18 protein-coding genes and 1 riboswitch are annotated in these 17,950 nt (G+C 50.3%); of the genes, 13 read left to right on the top strand and 5 right to left on the bottom strand.

What is annotated here, in order from left to right:
• The first annotated feature begins 592 nt into the window (after window positions 1-592).
• Window positions 593-1,171, top strand: coding sequence for a TetR/AcrR family transcriptional regulator (locus ACTL32_RS13890; RefSeq protein WP_441342050.1), 579 nt, complete (start codon window positions 593-595; stop codon window positions 1,169-1,171).
• A gap of 94 nt (window positions 1,172-1,265) precedes the next feature.
• Here the strand turns inward: ACTL32_RS13890 and ACTL32_RS13895 are convergent, their stop codons facing one another.
• Both ACTL32_RS13895 and ACTL32_RS13900 read right to left on the bottom strand, forming a co-directional pair.
• On the bottom strand, window positions 1,266-1,784 hold the full coding sequence (locus ACTL32_RS13895; RefSeq protein WP_441342051.1) for a methylated-DNA--[protein]-cysteine S-methyltransferase: 519 nt from the start codon (window positions 1,782-1,784) through the stop codon (window positions 1,266-1,268).
• Window positions 1,765-2,367, bottom strand: a complete 603-nt coding sequence (locus ACTL32_RS13900) for a bifunctional transcriptional activator/DNA repair enzyme AdaA (protein WP_441342052.1) — start codon at window positions 2,365-2,367, stop codon at window positions 1,765-1,767. The genes ACTL32_RS13895 and ACTL32_RS13900 overlap by 20 nt, the downstream gene beginning before the upstream one ends.
• Window positions 2,368-2,533: 166 nt before the next feature.
• Between ACTL32_RS13900 and ACTL32_RS13905 the strand changes: the two genes are divergently transcribed.
• From ACTL32_RS13905 to ACTL32_RS13920, 4 genes are all read left to right on the top strand, one after another.
• Window positions 2,534-2,680 (top strand): hypothetical protein, encoded by a 147-nt coding sequence (locus ACTL32_RS13905; protein WP_204892793.1) that lies wholly within the window; start codon window positions 2,534-2,536, stop codon window positions 2,678-2,680.
• 129 nt (window positions 2,681-2,809) lie between these two features.
• Complete coding sequence (locus ACTL32_RS13910) at window positions 2,810-3,772, top strand: hypothetical protein (RefSeq protein ID WP_441342053.1); 963 nt, start codon at window positions 2,810-2,812, stop codon at window positions 3,770-3,772.
• 125 nt (window positions 3,773-3,897) lie between these two features.
• A complete protein-coding gene (locus ACTL32_RS13915; RefSeq protein WP_441342054.1) occupies window positions 3,898-5,562 on the top strand; it encodes a formate--tetrahydrofolate ligase in 1,665 nt (554 codons plus the stop codon).
• An 11-nt stretch (window positions 5,563-5,573) separates the two neighbouring features.
• The gene (locus ACTL32_RS13920; RefSeq protein WP_441342055.1) at window positions 5,574-5,795 is read left to right on the top strand and encodes a hypothetical protein; all 222 of its coding nucleotides are present in this window, start codon (window positions 5,574-5,576) and stop codon (window positions 5,793-5,795) included.
• A 13-nt stretch (window positions 5,796-5,808) separates the two neighbouring features.
• Here ACTL32_RS13920 and ACTL32_RS13925 read toward each other — a convergent pair whose 3' ends face one another.
• The gene (locus ACTL32_RS13925) at window positions 5,809-6,840 is read right to left on the bottom strand and encodes a threonine aldolase family protein (protein ID WP_441342056.1); all 1,032 of its coding nucleotides are present in this window, start codon (window positions 6,838-6,840) and stop codon (window positions 5,809-5,811) included.
• Window positions 6,841-7,071: 231 nt separating this feature from the next.
• Here ACTL32_RS13925 and ACTL32_RS13930 point away from each other — a divergent pair, with 231 nt between their 5' ends.
• From ACTL32_RS13930 to ACTL32_RS13945, 4 genes are all read left to right on the top strand, one after another.
• Window positions 7,072-8,244, top strand: coding sequence for a lactate 2-monooxygenase (locus ACTL32_RS13930; protein WP_441342057.1), 1,173 nt, complete (start codon window positions 7,072-7,074; stop codon window positions 8,242-8,244).
• A gap of 55 nt (window positions 8,245-8,299) precedes the next feature.
• Complete coding sequence (locus tag ACTL32_RS13935) at window positions 8,300-9,595, top strand: DUF4139 domain-containing protein (protein ID WP_441342058.1); 1,296 nt, start codon at window positions 8,300-8,302, stop codon at window positions 9,593-9,595.
• Between the two features lie 170 nt (window positions 9,596-9,765).
• Window positions 9,766-10,380 (top strand): PH domain-containing protein, encoded by a 615-nt coding sequence (locus ACTL32_RS13940; protein ID WP_204892786.1) that lies wholly within the window; start codon window positions 9,766-9,768, stop codon window positions 10,378-10,380.
• A 203-nt stretch (window positions 10,381-10,583) separates the two neighbouring features.
• Window positions 10,584-11,564: a proline dehydrogenase family protein gene (locus tag ACTL32_RS13945; RefSeq protein WP_441342059.1), complete on the top strand. Its 981-nt coding sequence runs from the start codon at window positions 10,584-10,586 to the stop codon at window positions 11,562-11,564.
• A gap of 402 nt (window positions 11,565-11,966) precedes the next feature.
• Here the strand turns inward: ACTL32_RS13945 and ACTL32_RS13950 are convergent, their stop codons facing one another.
• Entirely contained in the window at window positions 11,967-13,220 is a 1,254-nt protein-coding gene (locus ACTL32_RS13950; protein WP_441342060.1) for an MFS transporter, read from the bottom strand.
• 132 nt (window positions 13,221-13,352) lie between these two features.
• Between ACTL32_RS13950 and ACTL32_RS13955 the strand changes: the two genes are divergently transcribed.
• The 3 genes from ACTL32_RS13955 (at window position 13,353) to ACTL32_RS13965 (ending at window position 15,991) form a co-directional block, all read left to right on the top strand.
• Window positions 13,353-13,763 (top strand): acyl-CoA thioesterase, encoded by a 411-nt coding sequence (locus ACTL32_RS13955; protein WP_441342061.1) that lies wholly within the window; start codon window positions 13,353-13,355, stop codon window positions 13,761-13,763.
• Window positions 13,764-13,848: 85 nt separating this feature from the next.
• Window positions 13,849-13,950: riboswitch (purine riboswitch) on the top strand.
• Between the two features lie 143 nt (window positions 13,951-14,093).
• Window positions 14,094-14,681, top strand: coding sequence for a xanthine phosphoribosyltransferase (locus ACTL32_RS13960; RefSeq protein WP_441342062.1), 588 nt, complete (start codon window positions 14,094-14,096; stop codon window positions 14,679-14,681).
• On the top strand, window positions 14,678-15,991 hold the full coding sequence (locus ACTL32_RS13965) for a nucleobase:cation symporter-2 family protein (RefSeq protein WP_441342063.1): 1,314 nt from the start codon (window positions 14,678-14,680) through the stop codon (window positions 15,989-15,991). The genes ACTL32_RS13960 and ACTL32_RS13965 overlap by 4 nt, the downstream gene beginning before the upstream one ends.
• A 44-nt stretch (window positions 15,992-16,035) precedes the next feature.
• Here the strand turns inward: ACTL32_RS13965 and ACTL32_RS13970 are convergent, their stop codons facing one another.
• Window positions 16,036-17,037, bottom strand: coding sequence for an alpha/beta hydrolase (locus tag ACTL32_RS13970; RefSeq protein ID WP_441342064.1), 1,002 nt, complete (start codon window positions 17,035-17,037; stop codon window positions 16,036-16,038).
• A gap of 156 nt (window positions 17,038-17,193) precedes the next feature.
• Between ACTL32_RS13970 and ACTL32_RS13975 the strand changes: the two genes are divergently transcribed.
• On the top strand, window positions 17,194-17,934 hold the full coding sequence (locus ACTL32_RS13975; protein WP_441342065.1) for a hypothetical protein: 741 nt from the start codon (window positions 17,194-17,196) through the stop codon (window positions 17,932-17,934).
• Window positions 17,935-17,950: the final 16 nt, after the last annotated feature.

Consider the following 17,950-nt stretch of genomic DNA (forward strand, 5'->3'; position numbering starts at 1 on the left):
AAATCTTCTATAAATTTCTCGATGAACGAAATAAACTTTCACACCGCTTCGGCCGCTTTGGGCATGGCTTTCGCCATGAGCCGGGAAAGAACACCCGTCTCATAGCTTCGCCTAGCCCATGGACGCGCCGGCGCTGGAGAGGTTTTCTAAAAGAGAAATATTCATGTTTATGACTCTAATTAATATTCTCTTAAGATATGGAGCAAAACAGCGGAGAAAACCGTACTGCTCCTGCAGCGCTGCGCGCTTCGTCGCAAAGTACCGGCCAAATGCTGTTTGGCCGATACTTGCCAGCGGGATAGCGAGACAGCCGAGACCCCGCAAGCCGCCGTGCGGCTGAGGAGGCGCAGCTAAAACATATGCTCCTGCAGCGCTACGCGCTTCGTCGCAAAGCTATCGGCCAAACTACCTTCGGCCAATAGCTTCGCAGCTGTTTTGCGGAATATCGGATTATCAATTAAAGGACAGGCAATATATCTTTCTCATCAAGTTGGAGAGTACATGCTGTACTCTCTTTTGCTTTTCAAACAGGTAATTTTACAGAATGAGATGTTATAATAATCGGCAGGATAGAGAGAAAGGCAGTGAACGCATGAAAGCAGAGCTCATCAAGGAAAGCATAAATCTCTTTGTGGAGAAAGGGTACAGTGCCACCTCCATCCAAGATATCGTGGATAAACTTGGTGTGACGAAAGGCTCCTTCTATTATCACTTCAAGAGCAAAGAGGCGCTTCTTATGCATATTCATGTGTCGTATATCGATGATTTGCTGAGAAGGCAGAAAATGATTTTGCAAAACGAAGAAGACGCGCGCAGCAAACTTGTCAAAGTGGTGGAATTGTTGATCCACGACATTGAAAACCAAGGCGCAATCGGCCGGGTCTACTACCGGGAAATCCGGCACTTGTCCCCGGAAAATGCGGCGGCCATCCGGAAAAAACGGGCAGAATTCCGGGACAATATCGAAGCGATCATCAAAGAAGGCATGGAGAACAAGGAGTTCCGCCAAGGGTTGGAATCGAAGATGATCACCTTTGCCATCCTGGGCATCACGAACTGGAGCTATCAATGGTTCAATCCATCAGGCGATCTGTCGGTGCAGAAGCTCGCGGATATGTATACGGATTTTATCCTTAACGGCATCGATGCCTCTAAAAATGATTCACAGTAAGAGGCGATGCAGGAAATGGCATGGCCGAAAATTGCAGTAAAAAAGGGAGCCCTCCGAACCAGCCTATTGATGGCTTATCGGAAGGCTCCTTTTTTCATGTTCCGGAGATCTCGGTTTCAAGTCCCAGCAGGAACCTTTTCAGTTCCAACCCGCCGCGGTAGCCTGTGATAGCGCCGCTTTTTCCGATCACCCGGTGGCATGGGACAGCGATGAGCACCGGATTCGCCCCGATGGCTGTTCCGACTGCCCGGACAGCCGAAGGGCGGTTGATCAGCGTTGCAATCTCCGAATACGAGACGGTTTTACCGTAGGGGATCTGGCAGAGTGCCTTCCAGACCTCTTCCTGGAATACGGTCCCTTTGGCATCGACCTGCAAGGTGAGGGAAGTGCGGGTGCCGCTGAAATACTCGCCGAGCTCCCGGGTATAGGCGGCAAGCGCTGCTGCATTCTCTTCCAGTTCTGCGTCAGGGAACCGCTTGCGGGTGAAGGCTTCCATCTCTTCGAACGAGGCGCCAGGAGATCCGATATAGCAAAGCCCCTGCGCTGTTTTTGCAATATAAAGCTTCCATTGGCCGTGATGGAGAAGTGTCCATTCAATTTTGCCGGTTGCCATGGCACTCAGCTCCTTCTGCTAGTTTTTGGGCGGTCCGGAATTGCCCTGGAGTCATCCCTCTTGTTTTTCTGAACAGTGTGATGAAATAAGGCGTATTGCCGAATCCTGCCTGGTGCCCTGCTTCTGCAACGGACAAGGTGTCCGATTTCAGGAGCTCTTCCGCTTTTTCCAGGCGCAGCTTCTGTACGTATTCGGACGGGGAAACATTTTTGAACCGCTTGAACAACCGCTGCAGATGATACGGGCTGCCATGGGAAATTTCAGCCAGCCGTTGGAGTGTGGCCGGTTCTGTGTAATGGTGGTCGAGCCATTCAGTAATCTGTTCGACCCATTCGGCAGCCGGCAGGTTCAGGCCTTCCGGTTTGCAGCGCTTGCAGGGCCTGTAGCCTGCTCCAAGCGCTGCGTAGGCATTTTTGAAGATGCGGACATTTTCTTTTTTGGGCATTCTTGATCTGCAGGAAGGCCGGCAGAAGATGCCGGTGGATTCAACGCCGTAAAAGAATTCATCATCAAACGCTGCATCATTTGTGCAGATGGCATTCCAATAATCAGCCGGGATAGAAACCCTTTGCAGCACCGCCATGCGCGATCACCCCTTTCCCCAATTATATACCTTTTTGCTTGCCAACTTAAGGTTTAGGGGATGAAAACGCAAGATAACAAAATCGGGTGAAAATTAAACCTGCATTTCCTGTTTTATTGGTTTTGATTCGGGAATAGGACATATAACACCAACGAGGAGGGATTACATGGCCAGAGACAAAAACAAAGATGAGTTGAAGGACAATGTGCTCGAACATGAATTCAGAGAACAAGCCCAAGAATCGATGGAAGAAGTAAGGTTTTCAAATGACAAGAAGCAAAACGACGATGAAGCGAAAGAAGGCAACAAGTAAGCCCTGACTCAAAACAATCCCGCATGCCGCATTCCGGTGTGCGGGTTTTTGCATCAAGTGCTTTTTCTTTTCAACTCCAATGCCCATGATAAAATGTACATAATGAAAAAGCGGAAAGGGGGGATTTGCATGTTTGAAACGTTGCCGGAATTGATGCAGGCGAAAGGCTACCAAGACAAACGGGCCATACCATGGAATAAGGTCTGCGAAGAAGAACAGCTTTCGCCGGGCTTCCTCCGCGACAATCATACATTGGTCAACTGGCACCTTGTTTCTGCGCATCAGGAGTTGCCGGAAGCGTTCATCCGGGAATGGAGCGGAAAGCTTTACTGGGAGCCGGTGATCGTCCGGCAAAAAGTCTCCGAAAGATTTATCGAAGAATTTGCCGACAAGGATAAATGGCGGGAAGATACGGAAGGGTTGAGCAAACGCCAGCTGAAGACGCTGGAAAAGGAAGGGCGCCCGTTCGACGAAAGGGTTTACTGGACACTGGTTTCCCAGAAGCAGGAACTGGCCAATGGACAGGGATTGTCGCCTGCATTCATGGAGCGGCACCAGAACGAGCTGCGGTGGGATCTGCTTTCGCATTTTCAAAAGCTGCCCATGTCATTGATCGGCAGGCACGCCAATAAGGTGGATTGGAACACTGTCACGCGCCGGCAGGTCCTCTCCGAGCGGTTCATCGAAAAATACCGCAACCGGGTCGAATGGGAAACGATTTCGTTCCACCAGGAACTTTCCGAGCGCTTTATCAACCGCTACCACACCAAGATGAGCTTCATCTCGGCGGAACGGAAACGGTCGGAAGCGTTCCTCTACACCCACTTGGAGAAAATGGATGCGGCATCCGTGATAGAGCACCAGACCATCTGGAACGTGAAGCAATACAAACCGTTCGATGTCTACGTGATCCGGAAGAACAACCGCAAAAAGTACATCTTGAAGTTCCATGAGCGGCCCTATCCCGAAGCGCCCGAAGTCCATGTGGCAGGCGAAGAAGAGTTGTTCGAATTCCTTGAAGAAAACGGACTGGAAGCGGCCATTGAAGAGGATTTCCCGGAATTGATATCAGACGAAGAATTTGGTTTTTAAAGCTGCAGGCTGAATGAGGAGAAGGACTGCCCCCGGTTGCCGGAGGGCAGCCTTTTTAATATTTCCATGCGGTTTTGGCAAAAAGCAGTTATACTGAAAAGAAAAATGGAAAGTTGGGACAATGAATGACGTTTACGGATTTGTCGATTGCTGCTGGTGTCAAAATGCTGCCGATCAAGGAGATTGCTGAACGAGCAGGAATCCCTGAAGAAGCGCTTGAGCTTTACGGGAATTTCAAAGCGAAAATCAATGTCAATGCCTTGCCGCCTGCAGCGGATTTCGGAAAGGTGGTTCTGGTCACTGCCATCAGCCCGACACCAGCAGGAGAAGGGAAGTCTACTGTAACGGTAGGCCTTGCCGATGCCTTCAATCAACTGGGCGAGTCGGTCGTTGTGGCGCTGCGGGAGCCTTCGCTTGGACCGGTCATGGGAATGAAAGGCGGAGCGACTGGAGGAGGGTTTGCCCAAGTGCTGCCGATGGAAGACATCAACCTGCATTTCACCGGGGATATCCATGCCATCACATCCGCCAATAATGCCCTCGCGGCGTTTATTGACAATCACCTTCATCAAGGCAACCGGCTGCATATCGATCCGCGCCGCATTACGTGGAAGCGGGCGCTCGACATCAACGACCGTGCACTCCGCCACGTGACGATCGGACTCGGCGGACCGGCCCAAGGCGTGCCGCGGGAGGACGGATTCGATATTACGGTGGCTTCGGAAATCATGGCGGTCTTGTGCTTGGCGACTTCTCTGGAAGACCTGAAGGAGCGCTTGGCACAGATGGTCATCGGCTACACCTATGACCGTGAACCGGTGACCGTGCGCGATCTGGAAGTGGAAGGGGCGCTTGCACTGCTTTTGAAAGAGGCGTTCAAGCCGAACCTGGTCCAAACCATCGAAGGCACGCCGGCATTAATCCACGGCGGCCCGTTTGCGAATATCGCACACGGCTGCAATTCATTGGCTGCGACGAACACGGCCCGCCAGCTGGCGGATATCGTCGTGACGGAAGCCGGCTTCGGCGCAGACCTGGGAGCGGAGAAGTTCATGCACATCAAGTCCCGCAAAGGCGGATTCAACCCGGATGCGGTAGTGATCGTGGCAACTGTGCGCGCATTGAAGATGCACGGCGGCATCGCAAAAGACGCATTGGCGGAAACGGATCCGGATGCAGTGCGGCGCGGCATGGTGAATTTGGCGAAGCATGTCGACACCATCCGGCAGTTCGGCATCGAACCCGTTGTTGCGCTGAACCGTTTTGTCACGGATTCCGAAGGGGAATTGGCGGAAATCATGGCGTGGGCGAAAGCGGAAGGCGTCGCCATTGCCTTGACCAATGTCTGGGAGCAAGGCGGAAAAGGGGGCCTGGAGCTCGCGGAATTGGTGAAGCAGGAACTGGAGCGCCCGACAAATTTTGCGTTTCTTTACAATGAAACGGATTCGGTGGAAGAAAAGCTGCGGGCGATTGTCCAGAAGGTCTATGGCGGAGTGGATGTCCAGCTTTCCGATAAAGCGCAGAAGCAATTGGTGGAGATCAAGAAATGTGGATGGGATGAACTGCCGATTTGCATGGCGAAGACCCAGTATTCATTAACCGATCAGCCGAAACTGCTGGGACGTCCGCAAGGGTTCACCATTTCCATCCGGGAAATCATTCCGAAGCTTGGTGCAGGATTTCTCGTATGCCTGACAGGCGACATCATGACGATGCCCGGCTTGCCGAAACAGCCGGCGGCGCTGAAAATGGACGTCGGCCCGAACGGCGAAGCTATCGGATTGTTTTAACAGGAGGGCCTATGGAACATCAAGTTACCCTTATCGACTATGCCGAGCGCGGCACAGCCCTTTATATCCAGGCGGAAGTTTTCGATGCCGGCCAGGGGGAGCGGTTCAGGGAGGAAGTCCGCTTTCTGGGCGATTTGTTGTACGGCGATCTGGTCCATCCGGAAAAGTCGCCGTTGACCCAAAGCTGCCGGCTCTATGTAATTTCATATTTGAAAACCCACTTCAATCGCTGAAGTGGGTTTTTGTTTAGCTTTTAAAAGCTTGGGCGGCAGCAGTCAGAAAAGCGGCAACATCATCTTCTGTCGTGTCGAATGAAGCGACGAGCCGGATTTCATTCAAGGTTTCGTTCCATACTGCAAAAGTATAGGTTTGTTGCAGCTTCTCGATCTGGGGCCGCGGCATCGAAGCGAAAACAGCGTTCGATTCCACCGGCTGGGTAAGTGCCACGCCCAGCAATTTCACCAGGCCATCCGCAAGCAGACGGGCCATGGCATTCGCTTGGCGGGCATTTTCGAGCCAGAGGTCGTCTGTCAGCAAGCGCTCGAACTGCGCCGACAAAAAACGCATTTTCGAACCGAGCTGCATCCCTTGTTTGCGGATATATGCAAGTTCTGTGGCCAGTTCCTCACGGAAACAGACGATAGCTTCGCCGGCCATCAAGCCGTTTTTCGTGCCGCCGAATGCCAGCATATCGATTCCGGCATCGGCCGTCATCTCTTTCAGACTGCAGCCGAGATGGGCCGCGGCGTTGCTGATCCGTGCGCCATCCATATGTACATACAAGCCATTGGCATGGGCAAAGGATGTCAATGCCTTGATTTCTTCAATCGTGTAGACGGTCCCGAGTTCGGTGCACTGGGAAATGGACACGGCTTTCGGCTGGCTGCGCTGCTGATTGCCGATATTCGGCAATTGCCTTTCGATATCGGCGATGGTCAGCTTGCCGTCTTTAGTTGGGGAGATCAGCAATTTTCCGCCGATAAACCCTTCCGCCGCGCCGCCTTCATCCGAATGGATATGGGCGCCGTCCGTGCAGATGATGGCTTGGTGGGAGCGGACCATCGCCTTCAGGCCGGTGACATTGGCACCGGTGCCGTTAAAGACGAACAGGACGCTGCAGTCCTCCCCGAAGTGCTCCTTGAATTTCCCTATGGCCGCATCGGTGAATGAATCGCTGCCGTATGCCGGGGCATGCCCCGAGTTGGCCGCAGCAATCGCTTCCATGATAGCGGGGTGGATGCCCGAATTATTGTCGCTTGCAAACATCTTCATCGTCATTATAATCGCCTCCTGAAACCAGTTTAGAATAGAATCCGCTTGCGGAACAGCTTTTCTGCAGAAGCATGGGCTGTTTTCTGTTCGAGGGGTCCGGGACATGGCGGACTTAAAAAAACGATTGCAAAGAATTTTGGTTTTATTGATAGGAATAGCAGAAAAAACAGATATGTTTCCGATCTTGCTGTTAAAATATGTATAGTTGGAAAATTGAGAATACAGGGAGATGATAAAATGGGGAATTTCGGAAACCGAGTTCAATTCGAGGTGTACCAAACCATGCCTAATCCGGCGCCTGACCGGCTGCCGGTAGTGTTTGAGGAGTGGGAAGCCCGGGCGCGTGAAGCGCTGGAAGACGGGCCATATTATTATGTGGCCGGAGGAGCGGGAGGAGAACGGACCATTGCGTCAAACTTGCAGGCGTTCGACCGCTGGAAACTTGTGCCGCGGATGCTGAGGAATGTCGAAGAGCGGGATTTAAGTATTGAGCTTTTTGGCGTGAAACAAGAATTTCCGCTGCTTCTTGCGCCGGTCGGCGTCCAGTCCATCATTCATGAAGACGGGGAAATCGCGACGGCGAAAGCATGTGCCGCCCTCGGAATCCCTTTTATCACGAGTTCTGCTTCGTCTGTACCGATGGAGCAGATTGCTGCAGCCATGGGAGAAGCGCCTAGATGGTTCCAGTTATACTGGAGCAAAGATGAAGAGATTACCGCAAGTTTCTTGAAAAGGGCAGAAGCATCCGGGCATTCTGCGATTGTTGTGACTCTTGATACGCCGATGATGGCATGGCGCGAATATGATTTGAAGAATGTCTATCTGCCGTTTCTTATCGGTGAAGGCGTCGGCAATTATTTGAGCGATCCGGCCTTTTGTGCAAAGTTGGAAAAGTCGCCGCAGGAAGATCCGCAAGCTGCCATCATGTATTGGACCCAGATCTTCGGCAATGCCGGGCTGACTTGGGAAAACCTTGCGTTCCTCCGGGAACATACGGAGCTTCCGATTCTCCTGAAAGGGATCTTGCATCCAGAAGATGCCCAGCTGGCGATTGAGCATGGAGTGGATGGCATCATCGTCTCGAACCACGGCGGGCGGCAAGTAGATGGTTCGATCAGTGCTTTGGAGGCATTGCCGCTTGTATGCGAAGCGGTGGATGGCCGGATTCCAGTGCTGATGGACAGCGGCATCCGGCGTGGATCCGATGTCATCAAAGCGATGGCGCTCGGGGCGCAAGCCGTATTGATAGGCAGGCCGGCAATGTATGGGCTGGCGGTTGCTGGCGAACAGGGTGTGAAAGAAGTGCTGCGCAATATGATTGCCGATTTGGACATCACCTTGGCTTTGACGGGAGAAAAATCAGTACAAGATTTAGAGCGATCCTTCTTATTTGAGGCTGGAGAAAAGTAAGAATGGCGGAAACGCAGGTTCTTGGAGGGTTTATTCAATGAAAGGACGTGGGTCGATGAAATTTCAATCGGAAAGAAAAGACCGGAGCTCGCTCGGATTGACGATCTACCAAAATGGATTTGGGCTGGTAAAAGAAACGCGGCGCATCGTTTCGCCCCAAGCCACCGATGAAATCCATTTTCTTGATGTTGCCCGCACCATCGAGGCGGACTCTGCGATGATAAGAGGCATCCAGGTGCTCGAACAGAATTACGATTTTGATTTTGCCGATAATCAGCAGCTGCTCTCCAAGTATATCGGGCAAGTGGTGGCAGTCCGAGATCCGGAACTGGATGAAGAGCGGCAAATGCGTTTGTTGAATGCTACGGGTGGCATTGCCATGGAATGCCTTGATACGGGCCGCACCTTCGTCGACCCGTCAGGCGATTTGATTTTGCCTCCGTTGCCTGAAGCGTTATACAAACAGCCGACATTAAGCTGGAAAATCGCGCCGGCCAAACTGGATCAGGAGGTGCATGTCTCCTACCTTGCCCAGGGGCTGGAATGGGAAGCGGTATATGTGGTGGAGGTCCTTGATGGAAAGATGGCCCTCGTGGGATGGGCGAAAATCAGCAACCGGACCGGCATGGAGTTTTCTGGAGCCAAGCTGAAGCTGGTCGCGGGGGAAGCCAATCGGCCGTCTTTACAGCTTTTCCATATGGCGGAATTTTCAGCGCAGAACAATATGAAAAGGGCCGCACAATTTGAAGAACATGCATTTTCGGACTATCATGTGTACCGGCTTGGCGAACCCGCCACTTTGCAGAACGGCCAATCAAAGCAGATCCGCTTTTTGTCGGCAGAAGGCATACCAGCCAAAAAAACATACGAAGTGGAAAGGAACAGCAGGCAGGCTGCAGTCAAATTGCATTTCGCCAATACAGCGGAAAATGGGCTGGGCATGCCGCTTCCCAAAGGCTTTGCCAAAATCTTCGGGCATGACACGGACGGGGATTGGGAGTTCCTTGGAGAAGACGCCGTACGTGAGACACCGGCGGATGGACAATGTTCACTTGTCATCGGAAAAGCTTTCGATATCCGGTCGGACAGCCGGGAAACGCTGCGTGAACAGCAGGAAGGCTTTGAATACGTCACTTATGTCTACGAACTCGCAAACCGGAAAAGTGAAAACATACGGATTGATATCGCTCACCGTTTCCATGAACCCAATTGGAAGATGCAGTCGTCAACGCATGATTACGAAGTGAAAGATGCCGAGTCCATCGAATTCAAGGTGCGCCTCGGGGCCGGAAAAGAAGTGGCTGTGGAATTTACGTACCAGGTAGACCGGCGAAGAGGAGCGGTTTACTGAGCCCTTTCAAAAAGCCGTAGAAAAAGCGGGCATCGGAGCGAGGGTGCCTGCTTTTTGAGTGCAATGGAAAATCGGGGCTGCTGCAGATTTTCTTGTTGCTTTCAGAAATCTTTTGGTAAACTGGAAGGAGCAGGGAATCTACAGTTCCCATGAAAAAGGAGAAGATACATATGTTCAAGAAAATGGCTTCAGAAGCTCTGGGTTTATCGGATATCGGAAAAATCATCGATCCAAAAGACTATGACAAGACAGATGCGGACGATTATGTGATGCATGAAGACCAGGAAAAAATCTTTTTTCTAATCAAGACAAAAGCGGATGAGTACTGCTTTACAAACTTGGCGCTTATCCATGTAGACGGAGAAAGTGCAATGTCTTCAAAACGGACGCTCAAACGCTATCCTTATTCGCAGCATTCCATTTCTGACGTCATCATGGAAACTGCCGGAAAAATCGACTTGGATGTCGAAATCGGATTTAAAATAGGCCAGCTGCCGTTTAAGATCGATGTGCAAAAAGACCAGATCGAGAAGCTCAAAGACCTTTACAAATCGCTTTTGCGTATTGCCGAACTCACTTATGAAAATCAGATCCTGATCACGATGGCTGACGAGAGCTTGAACAAGGCCGTGACCGTACTGCAGAATTCCCGTCCGAACGATGTGGCGCTGGCCGACCAGTATTCCCAGCTGACGGATTTCGGATTTACCTGGATGACTTCTGTCCGCAATCAATACCATGTGAAAGATTTCGGGGATGTTTTCGAGAAGTACATCAATAATTGAGCGTTGCCAAGCCTTCCTCCGTTAAGGAGAGAAGGCTTTTTTAATCCGGTTTCCATGCACCTCCGAGGCTGCGCGTATTTTTTTGATGCAGGTTTCAGAAAAAAGGATTACAATAAGACGTGCTTGTATGGCCGGAGAAAGAAGTCTTTTTCACTGCGATTCGTATAAGTAATTATGGTGGGAATGTATCAGGAGGGAAAACCATGTTGAAAGATGTGTTTATCGGGTTGTCTAAAAACCAATTTTTAACCAGTGCGGCTAAGAAATATGGCCTTAAATTAGGGGCGCAAACGGTTGTAGCGGGAACAAATATCGAAGAAACGATCAAAAGCATCCGGGAATTGAATGCGCATGGCATCAGCTGCACAGTCGACAACTTAGGCGAGTTCGTTTTTGAAAAAGAAGAAGCTTTGAAAGCAAAGGAAAGCATTCTGGAAGTGATTGAAAGCATCCATGAAAACGGAGTAGATGCCCATATTTCCTTGAAGCCAACGCAAATCGGCTTGGACATCGACTATGATTTCTGCTACGAAAACCTCCGCGAAATCGTTGATGCAGCAAGCAAATACAATATGCATATCAACATCGATATGGAAGACTATGCACACGTGCAGCCTTCATATGATTTGATGGAAACACTCCTTAAGGAATATGATAATGTCGGAACGGTCATCCAGTCGTATTTTTACCGTGCGATGGATGATCTCCAAGAACATAAAGACCTGCGCCTGCGCATTGTTAAAGGCGCATATAAAGAGCCGGCAGAATACGCGTACCAGACAATGGATGAGATCGATGCGAACTTCATCAAGCTGATCGAGTACCATTTGCTGAACGGGAAATTCACTTCGATTGCGACACACGACCACAACATCATCAACCATGTGATCGAATTCGTAAAAGAGAACAACATCCCGCGTGAGAAATTCGAGTTCCAAATGCTTTACGGTTTCCGCAAAGACATGCAATTGGACTTAGCGGGCCAAGGCTATAACTTCTGTACTTACGTGCCATTCGGCGATGACTGGTACGGCTATTTCATGCGCCGCCTTGCTGAGCGCCCGCAGAACTTGAACCTTGTGGCTAAACAAGTCTTCAACAAACGGACAAATACAGCAATCGGCATTTTTGCAGGAGCATTCCTGCTTGGACGCGTTACTAAAAAAAGCAAAAAGCGTAAATAAGCAAAAGGATGGCCCGATGGGGGCCATCCTTTTTTCAGGCTGTCGAGAAACCTTCTTTAGATAAGTTAATAAAAAAATGAACTTTTCACCTCGCTTCGGCCGCTTTGGGAAGGGCAAAGACGATTGCTCCTGCGCAAGCTCGTCGCAAAAGAGGTGCCCAAAAACTTTTGTGCACCTCTTTGGCTTCCGCCATGAGCCGGGAAAAACACCCGTCTCATAGCTTCGCCTAGCCCGTGGACGCGCCGGCGCTGGTTTCGCTCTTTAAAAGCTGGTAACTTTGTCCGTTTTAGTAGAGTTATCTGAGATACGAAACTGCTTTGCGGAATATCGATTAAGAGGCAAGTATTTTATATCTTTCTCAACAAGCTAGAAAAAGGATGGCCCAAAGCGGGCCATCCTTTTTTATTCGGCGAGTTTGCGCTTGCCGAAGATGAAGTAGTAGTAGAGAGCTGAAATCAAATAAAGGACCGAAGTGATCGTAAATGCGTATGCATAGCCCCAGTAGGAGCCGAAAGCGATGACGAGCCCGGCGGCGGCCGGCCCCATAGTCGCCCAGCCGATGTTGAAGACCATCTGGTTCGCGGAGTTGGCGAGCCCCTTATATTTATCATGGACAACTTCCATCGCAATGGCGCTTTGGATCGGATTGCCGGCATTCATTAGCGCCTGGCGCAGCAAAAAGCCGAGAGAGGCAAGCATGAGCGATGTCGTATAGGCGGTCAGTACCAGGAACGGAATCGACAGGAGCTGGAACAGCAGCATGGCCTTCACTTTGCCGACCTTGGCGACCAAGAGCGGCCCGATAAGGGTAGCGACTACCGTCATGGCGGATCCGAGCGCCAGAATGAGCCCGATATAGGTGTTCGAAGCATCAAAGCGGTTGGCGAAGTAAAGATTGAGGTAAGGCACGACAAGCCCTGATCCCAAGCCGATCAGCAAGCTGGCGAATGAAAAATGGAAAATGACAATCAAATTTTTCTTTAGGCTGGCATCGGCAACATCGATCTCAATCCGCGTGTTCACTTTCTCCTCGGCAGCGGGCGGCCGGCTGTCGAGCCGGATTAGCGGGAGCAACGCCAGTGTAAACAGCAATGCGCCGAACAACAGCGACCAGCGGATAGCCAGTGCCGCATCCATCGCCAACAGCAGCTGAAAAGCATCGGAAATGAGGCCGCCGAACAAGCTGCCGGCGACATTGGCAAGCGTCATCAGCGCGAAATAGACGCTGAACATATGGACGCGCTCTGATGCTTTGGAATGTTCGGCAAGAAACGGGATGCCTGACACCTGGACAAATGCCATGAACAAGCCGGTCAGAAAAGCAGCTGCCACAAGCGGCGTTTCGGCAACTGCAAAGCTCCGGTAAAAAAGAGTAGCGGCACCCAAAGAAGCGCCGATGACAAGAATCCATTTGCGGCCGAACCGGTCGCTGAGGAAACCGGCAGGAATCAGCATAAGGGCGGAAGCAGTGGCGGTCATGGAAATGACTTTGCCGTTTACCGTCTCCGGCATGCCGAGTTCTTTTATGTAGAGGTTGTACATGACCATGAAAACGCCCAGGCCGATCTGGATCATCACATTGGCCAGCATGAACAACTTGATATTGCGGTTGAAAGACATGATTTTCATTTTCATGTCTGCGGCCCAAACCATCATGGTGCTTCACTCTTTCCGTCTGCAAGATATTTCGTCTCTCTAAATATAGTGGGTTTCAGCGTGAAAAGCAATGTCCAAACAGAGCCGGCAAATGCTAAACTGAATGTATACATTGCATAGAGGAGGAGAGGTATGTACGAAACGGTTCTATCGCCCAGGGTATCCGAAACGGACGGCGTCGGACACATCAACAACACGACGCTGCCGGTATGGTTTGAAGCAGCCCGCAATCCGTTGTTTGCACTGTTTACACCTGATCATGATTTCACCCGGTGGAAAATGGTCATCGTCAAAACAACACTTGAGTTCATCAGCCAGATCTATTTCGGACAAGATGTGGAAATCAAGGTCTGGATCAAAAAGATTGGCAATAGCAGTTTAGAACTTTACGAGGAACTGCATCAAAACGGCAGCTTATGCGCCAGAAATACTGCTGTCTACGTCAATTACGACTTGCAGGCCCAAAAATCAGAGAAGATACCAGAGGAAATCCGGGAGGAATTGAAGAAGCATATGTACAGCGGAAACGAAGGGACAGCCTGAGCCATCAATGAAAACGCCTCCATTTATCGGAATTCTCTTTTATTTTTTTGCGGCTTGAATTGCTCCTTTGAAATGCTATAATTAGACCAATTCTATACAATCTACTCATATAATCGCGGGGATATGGCCTGCAAGTTTCTACCGGTTTGCCGAAAACAAACTGACTATGAGAAGCAATGAAATGATAGGGAAGTGCCTGTTGGCACGTTTCTTTGTCGTTCTCTTTCGAAGTTCGGCTCGAAAGGCTTGCTCCGCTCATGGTATGAATGGATGCACGTCTTCCGGGCTTTTTTCTATGCTCCGGGGCGTGACGAAAGGAGTGCTGACAGCATGGAAAAATTACAGGAAAAAATAGTGGCAGACGGCAAGGTATTATCGGACTCGGTCCTGAAGGTTGATAGTTTTTTGAATCACCAAATCGATCCTGTTCTGATGCAGGCAATCGGTGAAGAATTCGCTTCACGCTTCAGCGGGGAAGGCATTACAAAGATTTTGACATTGGAATCATCCGGCATTGCGCCTGCTATGATGACCGGGCTCGTACTCGGAGTGCCGGCAGTTTTTGCCCGCAAGCGCAAATCACTGACGCTGGTCAATCGGTTGTATACAGCAAGTGTCCATTCCTTTACAAAGAATGAAACAAACGATATCTCCGTCTCCCGGGATTTTATTGATGAAACTGACGTCGTGCTGGTCATCGATGACTTTCTGGCAAACGGCCAGGCGGCCCTTGGGCTGATTGATATTGTAGAACAAGCCGGTGCAGCGCTGGGCGGCGTGGGCATCGTCATTGAAAAAGGCTTCCAGGAAGGCGGCGCCATGCTCCGCGCCCGCGGTGTGCGCGTGGAATCGCTGGCAAACATCTCATCTCTGGCAAATGGAAAAGTTGAATTTTTTGAGGAGGCCAAAGCGATATGAAAAACGGATTAGCAGCAACAGCTTTAGGCTTTCAGCATCTTCTTGCGATGTATGCCGGAGCGGTTCTTGTCCCGCTGATTGTCGGGGAAGCATTAGGGCTAACTTCAGAACAACTGACTTATTTAGTGGCTATCGACATCATGCTTTGCGGCGTCGCTACCATCTTGCAAATCGTCAACAACCGCTTTTTCGGCATCGGGCTCCCTGTGGTCCTTGGATGTACGTTCACCGCTGTTGGACCCATGATTGCCATTGGCGCAGAATACGGAATTTCAGCCATATACGGCTCTATCTTGGTATCAGGCATCTTTGTCGTGCTGATCAGCGGTTTCTTCGGAAGCCTTGTCCGCTTCTTTCCGCCGGTTGTCACAGGTTCAGTGGTCACGATTATCGGAATCACCCTGATTCCGGTGGCCATCAATAATATGGGCGGCGGGCAAGGGGCAAGCGATTTCGGTTCCCTTACGAACATCGCTTTATCTTTCGGAACGCTCCTGTTCATCATTTTGGTTTATAAATTTGCGACCGGATTTATGCGGGCAATTTCCATCCTTCTCGGTTTGGCAGCGGGAACCCTTGCTGCGACATTTATGGGTGTGGTTGATTTTTCAGCAATCGGAGAAGCGTCATACTTCCATATGGTCGAGCCGTTTTACTTTGGAGCGCCGACGTTTGAATGGTCGGCCATCATCACGATGATCTTGGTCGCTTTGGTTTCCCTTGTGGAATCGACAGGCACGTATTTCGCGCTGAGCGACATCACGGAGAAGAAGATATACGAGAAAGATTTGGCGAAAGGCTATCGTGCAGAAGGGCTTGCCATTGTCCTGGGCGGGATTTTCAACTCATTCCCGTACACCACTTTTTCACAGAACGTCGGCTTGATCCAGATGTCCGGCGTGAAATCGAGAAAAATCATTTTGATCACCGGCTTGATGTTGATCACTTTAGGATTTGTACCAAAAATTGCGGCAGCTACAACCATCATTCCTCCGGCTGTCCTCGGCGGGGCGATGATCGCCATGTTCGGCATGGTCATTTCCCAAGGCATCAAAATGCTCAGCAAGATCATTACAGAGTCACAGGAAAATTCCATGATCATCGCTTGTTCTGTCGGAATAGGCCTCGGGGTGACCGTTGTTCCTGAACTTTTCGCACAGTTGCCGGCAAGCTTGCAAATTTTGACGAGCAATGGCATCGTCGCGGGAAGCGTAACGGCGATTGCGCTGAACATCGTCTTTAATATGGTTCCGACCAAACGGAAAGAAAAAGCGGCACGGCCGGTACAGGAAACCGCTGTCCATAATTAACACACAAAAAGAAGCTTTTGCTCCCGGAGCAAAAGCTTCTTTTTTTATTGGGCAGCCATGTGGGCGGACAGGAAACTCACCGTTTTCTCGAATGTTTCCTGGGCGTCTACAGTATTAAGCGTGAATTGATATTGATGGCCGAGCCCTTTGCCTGAATCGTCGAAAAATACGCGGTCAACGGGCACACCTTGCGATTCGAGCACGTCTGCCAGTTCGACCGACTGTGTAGTCAGCCTGTCGGCATCTCCCGATGAGATAAAGACGGGCGGATAGTCCGGTGTTACGTGATTGACGGTGGAAAGTTCGCCGATCCGGCTATGCTCTTCAAAGCGCTCCATGCCGGTGTACGTATTCAGGAATAGATCGATGCGCGGATAAGCTGTTGCCCGAACGGTCTCCATATTGTACAATCCGCAAAACAGCATGGCGCCGCGCAGGGTTTCCAAGCCGGCGGCCGGAGTGATTCCCATGGCGGCAGCGAGTGCCGGGTTGGAAATGACCGCTGCCAATTGGCTTGAAATCTGGGCACCGGCGGAGTCTCCGCCGATGAAGAGGCGGGACATATCGCCTCCGTAGGCTATAGCATGGGTCTGCAAAAATTTGAGTGCGGCATTCGCTTGGATAATGGGGCCAGGGTAAAGTTGTTCCGGGGCCAGGGCATAATCGATATTCGCTACGACAAAGCCTTCATTTGCCAGGGCCATGCCATAATCCTGCCGGCTGTTTTTGGTCCCGCCAATATACCCGCCGCCATGGATCCACAAAATGACAGGGAGGGTGCTGGCCATTTCTTCCGGATAGTAGATGTCCAAAAAGCTATTGGGTGAATCGTTGTAGACCAGGTTTTTTTCTACCTGGACATTTTGCTCGATTTCAGCCATGTTCGGAGGCGGGGCGTATGCGCTGGAGCCGGCCGTTTTTTTGGAAGCCGAAGCATCGGTGGGCGCGGATAATTGTTCCATGGTGACACCGAACAAGAGGAGAGCCATGAAAAAGATTGCGAACATGCGCTTTTTATATGTATGGAGGTTCTTCAAATTGGCCATTGTGCACTTCCTTTGACAATAAAATAACTAATCAGAATAGTAGTTCTATCTTAACTGGGAGAATAGGCGGAATGATAGGGACGATATGCCTAAATAGAGCTTTGCAAGAAACTTTTTTGATAATTCGAGTAAGATTCAACTTCTGGAATGTCGGGTATGGAAAGAGTTGAAGCTAAAAGCAGGGAAGTGAAAAGGATGTTCGGACTCTCAGATTTGGTGTCATTGGTTATTTCCGCATTTCTGATTTTACCGATTGTCGTGTTTTTACGGGAATCCGGCTATTTGATTGTCAGTGCCGTTTTCGGTGTCAAAAATCCGCGCTTGACCATCGGTTCAGGGCCTCGGATTTTTAAGATCGGCATGTTTGATGTAAGAAAGTATTATCATCTGTATAGTTGGTATTCATATGATGACCTGAAGAGGAAAGGGCGGTTTGCCTATACGGCGGTTTATGCAGGGCCAATCCTCGTCAACCTCATCGTAGCGTTCACCATCAATGCGCTCTTGGCCAATGGCATCATCCAGGAATACCAGACGTTTTGGGACCGGTTCACCTTTTACGCATTCTATTACGTCCTCTTCGATATCGTGCCGATGAAGACGGCGAATGGAAAACCGAACAACGGCATGATCATTTACGAAATGCTGCGTTATGGCAAAAGGGTGGATTACAATGACGAGCCGTTCATACCGGCGACTTCGGATGTGGAAGAGGAATACCAGCAGGAAATGGAGAAAATAGAAGAAATAAAAGAGCGTGAGAAAGAAGCGGTCATCGATTCAGATGGACAAGGGAGAACGGCAGAAAAAGAACAGAAGAAAGAGATTGAACGGGAGAAGCAGGCTGAGCTGAAACAGCTTCAAAATGATAAGGAAGACCAGAAACGGACAGAATAAATGATTGGAGGGGCAG

The sequence above is a fragment of the Planococcus sp. FY231025 genome (genome assembly GCF_052078085.1).
In the GTDB taxonomy this organism is placed as follows: Bacteria; Bacillota; Bacilli; order Bacillales_A; family Planococcaceae; genus Planococcus.